Source organism: Streptomyces hygroscopicus subsp. hygroscopicus (assembly GCF_030269125.1).
In the GTDB taxonomy this organism is placed as follows: domain Bacteria; phylum Actinomycetota; class Actinomycetes; order Streptomycetales; family Streptomycetaceae; genus Streptomyces; species Streptomyces hygroscopicus_C.
The window spans coordinates 290,627-302,946 of sequence record NZ_BSSM01000003.1 but is presented as its reverse complement, the minus strand read 5'-3'; the positions used below and the strand labels follow the sequence as shown (position 1 = coordinate 302,946).

Here is a 12,320-nt window from a genome sequence, read left to right as displayed (position 1 = left end):
CAAGGACACGGAACCGTGAAGAAGACCCTGCTGGCCGAGTTCACCGCCCGCGAGGGAGCCGAGGACGAGGTCGCCCGTCTGATCGTGGAGTACGCCGGGAAGGTGCGCGAGGAGGAAGGCAACCTCGCCTTCGACGTCCATACCAAGGCTTCCGATCCGCGCGCCTTCTGCGTCTTCGAGGTGTACCGGGACGAGGACGCGTTCCAGGCCCACCTCGACGCCCCCTACGGCGCCCCGTTCAACAGCGCACTCAGCCCGTTGATCGAGGAGGACGCCTCCGTTCTGACGTTCCTCGACCCGGTGGCGTGAACGTGCCGGGGGGCACGGCGTTCCGGTGAGCGTGCGGGAGCAGCCGGAGCGGTCGCTCTCGTCACGGGCACCGACTCGCCGTCAGGACAGGGAACACCTGCGAACAGCACGGCTCGCTGTCGGCTGTCGGCGAGCCGGTCGGTGGGTTCCGTCCCGGACCGTCGTGCCGACCGGGCCGCCGGAGGCGCGGAGGCGCCGGGAACGCGTTCACCAGGCCCGCGCGCCGGTGCTCGATGCCGTCGCGCATGACCCACGAGGTATACGCACGAGATGCCCGCCGGCAACGCGCTCGCCGCCTGGCTCGACCGCGTTCCGGTGTCCGCTGAACCGGCGGAAGCGGGCGGCGACTCCCGGTCTGTCGTGGCCGCGAGACGGGGGGCACCGCGGCCGGCGGAAGGAGGGGGACGGCGACCGCGAGGGCAGCCGGGAGTGACCCTTCGTTCGCCCTCTTGCCCTTTCCCTTCGGAAACGCCTGCGGCACAGTCGCTTCCTGAGACCGATGCGACAGTTCCCGTTCGAACGGATCTTCTATGCGGCGTACCCCAGAGTCCCGACGGAGCACCGATCGTGAACAGACCAGGACACACGGCCCCGTTCGTACCACCGGCCCCCTCCCGGCGCGCTCGCCGGGCGCCCTCCAAGGCGCGATAGGGAACGCCGCCGTCTCCCGCATGATCGCGCGCGAGCGGAATCCGGGCGACGCCGCGGAGACCCGCGGGAACGGCGGGGCAAGCGGGCCCGACGCCGTACGGGAGGCCGCGAGGGCGGCCGGACGGCGCGGCAGGCGGCTGCCGACCGGGTTGCGTACGTCCATGGAGAGCGCGTTCGGCACCGGTCTCGGCCACCTCAGGGTGTCGGTCGACGAGCGGGCCGCCGCGGGCATCGACGCAAAGGCGTACACCGTCGGCGACAACATCGTCGTCCAGAACGCGAGCGTCCTGCGTGACGTCGAGACGATGGCCCACGAGATCCACCACACCACCCAGCACGACGCCCCGAGCGGCCTCAGCGATCCGAACGGCAAGTGGGAACGCGAGGCATCCGAGGTCGGGGCTCGGGTCGCGCGCGGCCAGAGCGTCCACCGCCGTGCCGGGGACGGCGAGGAGCACGGGGGCGGGGACGCGGGCGCGATCCAGCGCCGGGTCGGCTTCGAGTTCGAGTCGCTGTGGCAGGTGCGGGATCACGGCGACCTCACCGAGCAGGACGAGCGGGACTACCAGACAGAGGTCTCGGAACGCGACGCCGTCATCGACGCGAAGATCCTGTGGAAGATGGCCGACCGGAAGCAGGTCTGCGATCTGCGGGACGCGGCCGAACAGGAGTCCGGACAGGACCTGCTCACCACGTGGCTCACGCGCCTGCCCGGGGGCGATCCCGACCAGTTCCAGCTCACCGCCGAGGGCAGCGCGCGGATCGCGCGGGCGAAGCGGGAGCACCCCGACAGCTACCAGCGGCACGCGGCCGACGCCGTACCGGCCCTGCTCCACAACAACCGGATCCGGGAGACCCCCCTCCCGGGTCGCAACGTCCCCAAGATGGGCACGCTCGGCAGGGGCACCGACTACCGGCTCACCTCGGACGTCAGCCCGACGGGCGGCTCGGCCCTGGAGTGGGTGACCGATCCGCTCTCCACGAGGGAACAACTCCTCCGGGTGATGGGGGAGATCACCGCCCTGTCGACCGCCCTGGACAGCCGGAAGGACAAGGAGTCCTTCCGGCTCGACGAGGTCGACCTCGGCAGCTTCACGGCGCTCCCCGGGATGATGGTGTTCCCGCTGAGGGGTGCGCTCCTCTACGAGCCGCAGATGACCGGCGGGTTCAAGCTGGCCGAGCTGCCCCGGCTGGTGGAGTACCTCGACGTGCCCGCGAAGGCTCCCAGGTTCTTCGGACGCTCCGCCCACAAGCAGCGCATGGAGGCCAAGCAGGATCTGCACCGGGACTCCGTCGCCTCGATCGTCGGCATCCGCCGGCAGGCCGAGGAACAGGCCAGGGAGCTTCCCCGGGGGATCATCGGGGACGCGTCGACGGACGGTCTTGTCGGTCTGGTCACCCTGATCGGCAGCTATCTTTCGTACGGCTCCAACCTGGAGGTCAATCCCAACTCGAAGTCGATCGCGGGCGGTCTGATGTCCCGCACCTCCTTCGCCCACAACTTCACGCTGCTGCCCGACACGTTGCGGGCGTACTTCCAGGAGGATCCGAACAGGTTCGTCGCGTTCGCCCTCAAGGCGGCCGGCCTCCCGGAGGACGGGAGCGAGCCGCTGTACGGCAAGCCCGTCGCGCACGGTGACGCCGGCCGCCGCGAGACGAGGGCGATCCCGCTGACCCGCGCCGAATGGCTGATGGGCATGCCGGCCGGCAAGGATCTGCTGCGCAACTACAAGCACCTGACCGAAGCGGAGAAGGACCAGGTCTCCGACCGCAGGGCGGACTGGGAGTACATCCACGGCTCCCTCGGCGCGCTGGGCACGGTGGACGACAAGGTGGGCAGGCCCGGCAAGGAGGAGGGCGCCCTGGTCGCCGAGCTGCGCCGGATGAGGGAGCGCGTGCCCACCGCGGACCTCCTGCCCATCGCCCTCGCCGCCTTCGACCTGGTCCAGCGTCTCAACGAGGGGAAGTCCCCGAAGTACAAGAAGAAGTGACGTCGGCGGGGCCCGGCCCTTGTCTGGACGGGTACGCGGGTCATGGCGCCGGTCCCGCTGAGCAGCCTTTCCGGCGACGACCGCCTGCCGGCCGCGCACATTCCGGGCCGCCGCCCCTCTGCCACGCCGCCGACCGGCCCGCGACCACCGTCGTCGGCATCCGGCCGTGTAAGGACGGGCACACCCATGTGTCCGAAAGTGAACGCCCCACGGCGGACAGGCATATGCGCGCGCGTTCGAGAAAGAGTGCCGACAGGGCGCCGCGCGCCTGTCCGAGAGAAGCGTCGCCAACGCGGCGAGTGAGGAGTCGAGGAATGAACACCGCGGCCGAGGAATTCGAGCTGGACGTCGTCGAGCTGGCCGGAGACGAGAGCACCGACACGGCGGTGGTCACGATCAGCTACCCGTCGAACCCGTGTGACTGCATCTGATCCACGCAGGCGGGGCGGCCGTCTCGACCGCCCCGCCCCACGACATGGAGCGAGCATGAAGGCGACGGGTGGGACCGAGGGGGCCGCGGTGGTCTTCCGGTGCGCGGACCCGGTCCTGCTGCGGGCCGCCGTTCCGCGGTTCCTCCCGCCGAAGGACGCGGACGAGGAGGCGGCACCGGACGACACGGGGTTCCTGCGCGCCGTCGCGGACGACGCCTTTCTCCGCGAGGCCCTCCTGCTGTCCACCACGTCGCTCAGCGCGACGCTGGACAAGGTGGAGGCCGGGCAACCGGTGCCGGAGCGCAGACTCCGCCGCGCGGTGCGGGCGATCACCCGCTACCGCCTTCGTCTGTCCGGCCGGGCCACCCCCTTCGGCATCCTGGCCGGCGTCGCGGCCGGCGGCTTCGGACCCGAGCCGGAAGTGCGCTGGGGGACGGGCCACCGCAAGAGCGTGTACCCGGACGCCGAGTGGCTCATGGAAGTCCTCAGGGAACTCGAAGGCGATCTCGGCGTCCTGCGGATGCTGCACGTGACGACGAGCGACCTGTGCTGGGCGCGCGGCGGCCGTCTCGTCGTCCCCCATGCCCCCGCCGTGGACGGCCGTGCCGTACGGCAGATCTCGTTGCGTCACACCGCCGCCGTACGCGCCGCGCTCACCGCGGCGGCCCGGCCCGTGGCCTTCACCCACCTGGAGAAGACGCTCGCCGCCCGGTTCCCGGCGGTCACCGACGCGGTGGTGGCGAACCTGCTGAGGCAACTGGTGGCCGCGGGGGTCCTGCTCACCGACCTGCGGCCGTCCCTGGCCGCGGACGATCCGCTGGGCCATGTGCTCGGGTTGCTGTCCGGGCCGCTCGACGAGGCCACCGCCGCCAGCCGCCACACGGTGGCCGAACTGGACGCGGTGCGCCGTGAATTGGCGGAGTACGCCGGGACCCCGCTCGGCGGGGGCCGCCCGGTCCTCGGTTCGGTGACCGCGCGCATGGACGCGCTGCGGGCCTGCGCGCAGCCGGTCCAGGTGGACCTCGGCCTCGACGTGCGCTTCACTCTGCCGGCGGCCGTGGCCGGCGAAGTGGAACGCGCCGCGGAGGTGCTGACCCGGATGGCGGCCCGCCGGCCCGGCCCGGACTTCCTCGCCGCGTACCACACCGACTTCCTCGAACGCTATGGCACGCACCGGGCGGTCCCCCTGCTCGAACTCCTCGATCCGGACAGGGGACTGGGCGCACCGGCCGGGTACCGCCATCCCGGCAGCGCCGCGAGACAAGCGGCACCCAGTACGCCCGGACCGGACGACGTCGACGCGCTGCTCGTCGCCCTGGCCCAGGAGGCATCCCTGCGGGGCGAGCGTGAAGTGGTACTCGACGACACCCTGACGCGGGCCCTGTGCGGCGAGGGCGGGGGAGCGGACAGCGGCCTCCCCGCCGCGTCCACCCTGCAGTCCTTCGACCTGCTGACCCATCTGCTCGCCGACTCCACCGCCTCCCTGGCCCTCGGCGACTTCCGGCTCGTCGTGCTGGGCGTGAGGACGCAGGCCGGCGCCTACGCCGGGCGGTTCGCCCCCCTGCTGCCCACGGGCCCGGACAGCCACGCACACCTGCTCCGCACCCTGCCCGCACACCAACCCGACTCGGTGCGCGCGCAGTTGGTGTTCGCACCCCTGCAACCGAGAGCCGCCAATGTGGCACGGACGGCGTACTGGGGCGCGACACGCATCGAGGCCGGGCTCTTCGCGGACCGCGGGGACGAGCAGGTGCTCGGATTGCACGACATCGCGATCGTGGCGACCTCCCGCCGGCTGGCCGCCGTGGCCCTGTCGACCGGTCGTGAGATCGTGCCGACCCTCGCCGGCATGGTCGCCACCGACGCCCACGCCCCCAACGCCGTACGACTGTTGAACGACATCGTGCGCAGCGGTGACACGGCCGCCCCCGGCTGGCACTGGGGAAGGGCCGAAGCACTGCCCTACCTGCCGCGGGTCCGCTACGGGCGGACCGTGCTGTCCTCCGCGCGGTGGAGGCCGGTCCAGCCGGCGCTGCACGACACCGCCTCCTCCGACGAGCAGTGGGCGACGGACTTCCAGCGGTGGCGCAAGCGGTGGCAGGTGCCGGACCGAGTACGCGTCGCCGACAGCGACCGGAGGATCACACTGGATCTGGACTCCCCCTCGCACCTCGCGCTGCTCCGCGGCGAACTGCGACGCCGTCCGTCCGCCGTGCTGGAGGAGCTGCCGGCGGGGGGCGGCACGGGATGCGGCTGGCTGGCGCCCGCCGACGGGGGCGCTCCGGCGGTGGACGGCGTCGCCGAAGTCGTCTTCTCCCTCGTACGAGCACCGGGCACCGTACCGGCCGCGACCACGCCGGACACCCCTGGTCCGCCGAATGCCCCGGACTCGCCGCAGTCGCCCCGAGCCTTGTCCGGCGCACACGGCGCACACCGGGGCGCATCCCGGTCGCCCGACCGCGCCGTGCCGTTTCTGTACCTGCCCGGACGCACGGTCCACCCACCGGGATCCGAGTGGCTCTACGCCAAGGTCTACTGCGCCGCCGAACGCCACGACGAGATCCTCGCCGACCGCCTGCCCGGACTCCTGGCGGAGCTGCCGCCCGAGGTGGACCGCTGGTTCTACGTCAGGTACCACGACGACGCTCCCCACCTGCGGCTCCGCTTCCACGGAGACCCCGGCGCCCTGACCGGCCGCCTGCTGCCCCGGATCACCGCCTGGGCGCGCGACCTCTCCGGTACCGGCACCCCCCATCGGCTCGTCCTCGACACCTACGACCCGGAGGCCGAGCGGTACGGCGGTGCCGACGCCCTGCCGGCCGCGGAGGCGTTCTTCGAAGCCGACAGCCGTACCTGCCTCGAAGAGATCCGCATGATGCGCGAACTGCCGGCGGACATCGACCCCCTGGTCGTCATGGCCGCCGACTTCATGGACCTCGCCCACCGCATGCTCGGCCCGGAGCGCGGGCACCGCCGCCTGATCGACACCGCTCCCGCCGCCACCCCCGTCGTCGTCGGCCGCGACGCCGGCACCTCGGGCCCGCGGCCGGAAAGGGTCCTCGACCCGGCCGACGGCTGGAGCGTGCTGCGCTCGACCTCCTGGGGCGAGCGCCTGACCGGGCTCTGGGCGGAACGAGGCGGCGCGCTGGAGTACTTCACCGACCGGCTGAGGGCGGACGGGACGGCCGGCGCGGCCACCGCGGCGGACACTGTCCTCGCCTCCGTGCTGCACATGCACCACAACCGGGTGCACGGTATCGACCGGGCCCATGAGAGGCAGGCGCTGGCGCTGGCCGCCCGAGCATGCCGGGCCGTCGCCGCCCGCTCCCGCGCGGCAGCCGGGGAGGGCCGGCCCGGATGAGCCTCAGGGACGACGCGGCCCACACGGTCGCCTCGATCGCGCGGCGGTTCTCCGACGTCGACGCCACCGCGGCCGCCTGGCAGGCCACCGCTCGCGGCACGACCGCCCGCACCACAAGCCTGGCCGACGGACTGCCCGGGATGGCCCTGCTGTTCGCCGAACTGTCCCGGCACGACGACGCTTTCGCACGCACGACGCACACCTGGCTCACCCGGGCCGCACACGCCCGACCGGCCGCCCCGGCCGTCGGTCTGTACGACGGGACCGCCGCCCTGTGCTTCGCGGCCCACGCCGCCGCCGGCGGTACGGGGCGCTACGCGGGCACCCTGGCGCACCTGGAGCCGAAGGTCGCCGCGCAGGTCCGGACGCGCACCGACGCGGAACGCCGACGGCTCGCGCAGGGGAGCTGCGTGAGCATCACCGCTTACGACGTGATCACCGGACTCACCGGACTGGGAGCGCTGACCCTGGCCCGCGGGCAGGACCGTCCGACCCGCTCGGTGCTCGACGCGCTCGTCGCGCTCACCCGCCCGCTGACCGTCCGGGGGCGCTCCCTCCCGGGCTGGTGGGTCGCCCAGAGCACGACCGACTACGCGCCGGCCCCGGTGCACGACGGACATGCCAACCTCGGTCTGGCCCACGGCATCGCCGGACCCCTGGCCCTGCTGTCGCTCGCGTGGCGCGAGGGAGTACGCGTCGCGGGCCAGCAGGACGCCGTCCACGTCCTCGTCCGCTGGCTGCGCGAGCAGCGTCTGTCCGACGCCCCCGGGTGGCCCGTGATGACCACCGAGGCCGGGCCCCTCACCGGCAGTGGCCGCCCCTCGTGGTGCTACGGCACCCCCGGCGTCGCCCGTGCCCTGTATCTGGCCGGTGGCGCCTTCGGACAGCCCCGATGGCGCAAGGAGGCCGTCGCCGCCCTGAAGGCGGTCCTGCCACCGGCGTCCGGACCGCTCCCGCCGGCCGACCCCGGCCTGTGCCACGGCCGGGCGGGGCTGCTGCTCATCACCGCGCGCATGGCCGCCGACGCCGGCGACGCGGAACTCCACGACCGCCTCGACGGCATCGCCCGGCACCTCCTCGATCTCGCGGACGGCGACACGGACCCTCCCTTCACCGCGTCGCCGCGCCCGGGACGGCCGCCCGAGGACGCGTTCGGGCTGCTGTCCGGCACCGCCGGAGTGGCCCTCGCCCTCCTCGCCTACGCCACCGGCGAGGCGCCCCGGTCCGGCTGGGACCGCGCCCTGCTGGTGGCCTGACCCGTGAGACCGTACGACCCACCGAGAGAGCCAGGCAGCATGACCTCGACAGCGCTGGACGACTGGACCGGCTCCACCACCGCCTTCCTCACGCGGCAGTGGCGGACGGCACCGCGTGTGTACCGGACCTCGCCCGTACCGCCGCTCACCGTGCGGGACGTCGACGCGGCGATCCGCGACCCCCTGCTCCGCACCCCGCACCTCGCGCTCGTCAGGGACGGCGCCCCGGTGCCCGAGACGGACTACACCACCAGCCGCACGGTCAACGGCACGGTGCTGGCCGGATTCGCCGACGCGGGGGCGATCCTCCGGGGCCTGCGCGAGGGATGCACCCTGCTGTTGCGCAACGTGGAGCACTGGCACGCGGGCGTCGCCGCCCTGGCCGACCGGTGGCAGGAGGCCCTGGGACGGGCGGTGGAAGGCTTCGTCTTCGTCACACCCCCCGGTGCCCGGGGGCTCGCCGTGCACCGCGACGACGCCGACGTCCTGCTGCTCCAGATCGGCGGACGCAAGCGGTGGACCGTGCATCCCGGCCCGGCCGACGGCGACTGGGCTCCGGGCGCGGCGTCGAACGTGGGCGCGCCCCTGCTGAAGGACACCCTGGCCGAAGGCGATGTCCTCTACATCCCCCGCGGCTTCGCGCACAGCGCCACGGGCGACCGGGGACTCTCCGTCCACCTGTCGATGACGATCCGCGAGGCGGGTGCCCAGGACGCCTACGCGGCCCTGCAAAGGCTGCTCCTCACCGGCTTCACGGCACAGCCCCGCCCCCTGGACGACACCGCGCTGACCGCCCACGTCCGGCGGCTCACGGACCGGATGCGCCACGCCCTCGACGAACTGGACCCGCGCGAGGTCGTCACCGCGGCACGCCGCGCACGCATCCGCCCCCGCGGGACGCCCTCCGCGGACGACCTCACCGGCCTCGCCGCGCGTCTCGACACCCCGCGGGACGGTTCCTCACCGGACGGCACGGGGTGTCCGGACCGCGGGTGACTCCTCCTGGAACTCGCCGAGTGCCGAGTGCTGCCGGGCGAAGAGGTCGAGGGCCACCTAGCGCGTCGTGGCGTCCACGTCGACCGCGGTGCTTCCCGCTGATCCTGCTGGAGATGTCGCTGATCTACTACGGCACCCTGTACGGCACCGAGTTCCGTGCGGCGGCCGTCCGGGCGGCCCGGCCGGCGTACGAGAAGTTCCTCGCGGACGCCGACGCGTTCGCCGGCCCCCAGGAGGCGGCCGCGTTCCTGCTGACCCCGCTGGAGGAACCGGCGCGGTCCGCCGCCGCCCGGGTGGACGAGGCGCGACCGGAAAGACGCGGTGGTCGATCACTGCCGGGTCAGCGAGTCCAGGAGCCCGCGGCCGTACTGCCACGAACCCAGGCCACTGGCGAAGTTGATGTGTCCGCACGCGCCCGCGAGGTGCCATCGCGCATCCCACCGCGCCGCGAAGCCGGCGGCCGCCTCGGGGGTGCAGTACGGGTCGTTGGCGCTGCCCACCACCAGGGCCGGGCACGGCAACGGTTGTGCCGACACCTCCATGAACGTCGCGGCCGCCTGGCGTGGGAAGGCCGGCCCGTGCGGGTCGGGCGGCGCGACCAGGAACGCGCCGTCCGCCGGGCTTGAGGGGTTCCTGTTCAGCCAGGTGGACGCCGCCCAGCAGCCCAGGCTGTGGGCGACCAGCACAACGTGGCTGTCGCGCCGCGAAGCGTCGTCGTACGCCTCCTGGACAGCGTCGACCCAGTCGTCCAGATCGGGGGCGGACCATGAGGCAGGGGAGATCCTCACCGCTGAGGTGCCCCACCGCCGCTCCCACAAGGTCTGCCAGTGCTGTTCGTCCGAGCCGTCGATACCCGGGATGACGACGTACGCGACCACTGCCCACCACCGTTCCACTTTTCGCTCCCTGCCGTTCCGGGGGCGCCTGGCGCAGATTCTGTCGGATGCGTCCCGGGTGGCAGCGCCGGACTCTCGCGGCCCGCGGCCAGCGCGCGTATCCGACGGCTGGAGGAGAACGGCGTCGGCACGGGCTACCGAACCGTTGTCGACCCGGCGGCCCTCGGTCTGAATATTCGCGCGGAAAGCGGGCGCCCGCGATGCCGGCTCGCCCTCCGCTATTCGGTCTTGCTAAGTACTGCTAGTCAGCGTTACTGTGTACCGGTACTCAATAGCGCTGACTAGCGCAGGGAGGAGGTGTTCCATGGCCAAGCTGGAGACGGAGATGCTCAAGGGCACGCTGGAGGGCATCATCCTCGCGTCCCTGGCCGGGCGGCCCGCCTACGGTTACGAGATCACGGCGCGGCTGCGGGAGCAGGGTTTCTCCGACATCGCCGAAGGGACCGTCTACGCGCTGCTCCTCAGGATGGAGAAGCGCGGCCTCGTGGATGTGGAGAAGGTGCCCTCCGAGAAGGGGCCGCCACGCAAGGTGCACTCCCTCAACGCTCAGGGGCGGGAGTACCTCGAAGAGTTCTGGAGGGCCTGGAGCTTCCTCACGGAACGACTGGAACAGCTCCGAAAAGGGGGAGAGTAAGCATGTCCGATGCAGAAAAGGGTGGCCTCCTCGCGAAGCTGATCGGGCCCAAGAAGCGCTGGAGGGCGTACAAGGCGCGCGTCAAGGAGCTTCCCGAGAGCCACCGCACGGCGGTCGAGGCGATCGAGCGGTACCTGATGCACTTCGTGCCGACCGACGGCGACAGCGCCGAGTCGATGTTCGAAGACCTTGCCGACCTGTTCGAGCAGGCCGTGGCGGGCGGAACGCCGATCCGCGAGATCGTCGGGGAGAACCCGGTGGAGTTCGTCGAGACGTTCGCCCAGAACTACTCGGAGGGCGGCTACGTCCCCGCCCGCGCTCGGAAGCAGCTGGCCGACGACATCGAGCGCGCCGCCGGGTACGAGACCGGAACAGAAGACCAGACGGTCTGATCGCGCCTGAGCACATCGCCCTCCCCGGGGCCGAGCACCGCTTTCATCGCCTGTCCGCACCACGCGGCCGCACCCTCGTGTCTGCCGGCCGCTTCTGCCGCATGCCCGCGGCACCGTCGAGACCGACCAACGCGTGCAAGGAGATTCATGATGGGAAACGGCGACAACGGCTTGTCCGAAGCAGGACTGCGCCGACTGCGCGAGGTACTGGAAGCCCATGTCGAGTCCAAGAAGATCCCCGGACTCGTCGCCCTGGTCGCCCGGGGCGGCGAGACCCACGTCGAGGCGATCGGAACGATGCGCCATGACGGCGGCGTGCCGATGCGCCGGGACACCATCTTCCGGATGGCTTCGACGACCAAGCCGGTCGCGGTCGCAGCGACCATGGTCCTGCTGGACGAGTGCCGGCTGCGGCTGGACGAACCGATAGACCAGTGGCTGCCGGAGCTGGCCGACCGGCAGGTGCTCAAGCGGCCCGACAGCCCGCTCGACGACACGGTGCCGGCGCGGCGTCCGATCACCGTACGGGATCTGCTCACCTCCACCTGCGGGCTCGGGCTGGACATGACGGCGATGGGCTCCCCGATGATGAGCGCGTACTTCGAGCAGAAGGTCTACGGCGAGAACGGATGGCTGCTGCCGGCAGTGGAGCCGGACGAGTGGATGCGCCGCCTGGGCAGACTTCCGCTGATGTACCAGCCCGGAGAGCGGTGGCTGTACAACGTCAGCGACGATGTGCTCGGGGTGCTGGTGGCCAGGGTCACCGGCCAGACGTTCGAGGCGTTCCTGCGCGAACGCGTCTTCGACCCGCTGGGGATGAAGGACACCGGTTTCCACGTGCCGGCCGACAAGATCGACCGGTTGCCGCCCCTTTACGCCCCCGATCCGCAGACCGGCGAGTTCCGGGTGGAGGACGAGGCCCAGGGGGGACACCACAGCAAGCCTCCGGCGTTCCAGTCCGGCGGCGGTGGACTCGACTCGACCGTCGACGACTACCACGCCTATTTCCGGATGCTGCTCAACCATGGGATGCACGGCACCGAGCGGATCCTGTCCCGGCCCGCCGTCGAGCTGATGACCACCAACCGCCTCACGCCCGAGCAGACATCCGCCCTGCAGTCCTGGGCGCGCAGCGTCGTCCATCTGTCACACGGTCAGGGGCAGACGGGAGGGTGGGGCTTCGGGATGACGGTGCGCACCTACCGCGGCGACTACGCGCCGATCGGCCAGTTCGGCTGGGACGGCGGAGCCGGCACCACCGCATACGCCGACCCGCACCACCAGCTCGTCGGCATCCTGCTCACCCAGACCGGGATGTCCACCCCGGATTCGGCGCGGGCCATGCAGGACTTCTGGACCACCCTCTACCAGGCAGTCGACGACTGACCTGTCCTCCTGGTCGA

9 protein-coding genes are annotated in these 12,320 nt (G+C 72.1%); 8 read left to right on the top strand and 1 reads right to left on the bottom strand.

What is annotated here, in order from left to right; all coding sequences use genetic code 11:
• Positions 1–15 precede the first annotated feature (15 nt).
• The 5 genes from QSK45_RS09510 to QSK45_RS09490 all read left to right on the top strand — a co-directional run bounded on the left by QSK45_RS09510 (position 16) and on the right by QSK45_RS09490 (position 8,995).
• The gene (locus QSK45_RS09510) at positions 16–309 is read left to right on the top strand and encodes a putative quinol monooxygenase (protein WP_285555110.1); all 294 of its coding nucleotides are present in this window, start codon (positions 16–18) and stop codon (positions 307–309) included.
• Between the two features lie 671 nt (positions 310–980).
• On the top strand, positions 981–2,951 hold the full coding sequence (locus QSK45_RS09505) for an eCIS core domain-containing protein (RefSeq protein ID WP_285555108.1): 1,971 nt from the start codon (positions 981–983) through the stop codon (positions 2,949–2,951).
• Positions 2,952–3,437: 486 nt separating this feature from the next.
• A complete protein-coding gene (locus tag QSK45_RS09500; protein WP_285555106.1) occupies positions 3,438–6,743 on the top strand; it encodes a lantibiotic dehydratase in 3,306 nt (1,101 codons plus the stop codon).
• Complete coding sequence (locus QSK45_RS09495; RefSeq protein ID WP_285555104.1) at positions 6,740–7,999, top strand: lanthionine synthetase C family protein; 1,260 nt, start codon at positions 6,740–6,742, stop codon at positions 7,997–7,999. Before QSK45_RS09500 ends, QSK45_RS09495 begins: the two co-directional genes overlap by 4 nt.
• Before the next feature lie 39 nt (positions 8,000–8,038).
• On the top strand, positions 8,039–8,995 hold the full coding sequence (locus QSK45_RS09490; protein ID WP_285555103.1) for a JmjC domain-containing protein: 957 nt from the start codon (positions 8,039–8,041) through the stop codon (positions 8,993–8,995).
• Positions 8,996–9,324: 329 nt separating this feature from the next.
• On the opposite strand, the gene QSK45_RS09485 is transcribed toward QSK45_RS09490, so the two are convergent.
• Positions 9,325–9,891: an RBBP9/YdeN family alpha/beta hydrolase gene (locus QSK45_RS09485; RefSeq protein ID WP_285555101.1), complete on the bottom strand. Its 567-nt coding sequence runs from the start codon at positions 9,889–9,891 to the stop codon at positions 9,325–9,327.
• A gap of 304 nt (positions 9,892–10,195) precedes the next feature.
• On the opposite strand from QSK45_RS09485, the gene QSK45_RS09475 reads away from it, so the two are divergent.
• The 3 genes from QSK45_RS09475 to QSK45_RS09465 all read left to right on the top strand — a co-directional run bounded on the left by QSK45_RS09475 (position 10,196) and on the right by QSK45_RS09465 (position 12,303).
• A complete protein-coding gene (locus QSK45_RS09475; protein WP_285555098.1) occupies positions 10,196–10,525 on the top strand; it encodes a PadR family transcriptional regulator in 330 nt (109 codons plus the stop codon).
• A 2-nt stretch (positions 10,526–10,527) separates the two neighbouring features.
• The gene (locus tag QSK45_RS09470; protein WP_285555096.1) at positions 10,528–10,917 is read left to right on the top strand and encodes a DUF1048 domain-containing protein; all 390 of its coding nucleotides are present in this window, start codon (positions 10,528–10,530) and stop codon (positions 10,915–10,917) included.
• A gap of 150 nt (positions 10,918–11,067) precedes the next feature.
• Positions 11,068–12,303 (top strand): serine hydrolase domain-containing protein, encoded by a 1,236-nt coding sequence (locus tag QSK45_RS09465; RefSeq protein ID WP_285555531.1) that lies wholly within the window; start codon positions 11,068–11,070, stop codon positions 12,301–12,303.
• Positions 12,304–12,320: the final 17 nt, after the last annotated feature.

Bases quoted from the DNA above. Each gene is read 5' to 3' on its own strand.
- QSK45_RS09470 (WP_285555096.1), top strand. From the start codon at position 10,528: ATGTCCGATGCAGAAAAGGGTGGCCTCCTCGCGAAGCTGATCGGGCCC.
- QSK45_RS09465 (WP_285555531.1), top strand. From the start codon at position 11,068: ATGGGAAACGGCGACAACGGCTTGTCCGAAGCAGGACTGCGCCGACTG.
- QSK45_RS09505 (WP_285555108.1), top strand. From the start codon at position 981: ATGATCGCGCGCGAGCGGAATCCGGGCGACGCCGCGGAGACCCGCGGG.
- QSK45_RS09490 (WP_285555103.1), top strand. From the start codon at position 8,039: ATGACCTCGACAGCGCTGGACGACTGGACCGGCTCCACCACCGCCTTC.
- QSK45_RS09475 (WP_285555098.1), top strand. From the start codon at position 10,196: ATGGCCAAGCTGGAGACGGAGATGCTCAAGGGCACGCTGGAGGGCATC.
- QSK45_RS09495 (WP_285555104.1), top strand. From the start codon at position 6,740: ATGAGCCTCAGGGACGACGCGGCCCACACGGTCGCCTCGATCGCGCGG.
- QSK45_RS09500 (WP_285555106.1), top strand. From the start codon at position 3,438: ATGAAGGCGACGGGTGGGACCGAGGGGGCCGCGGTGGTCTTCCGGTGC.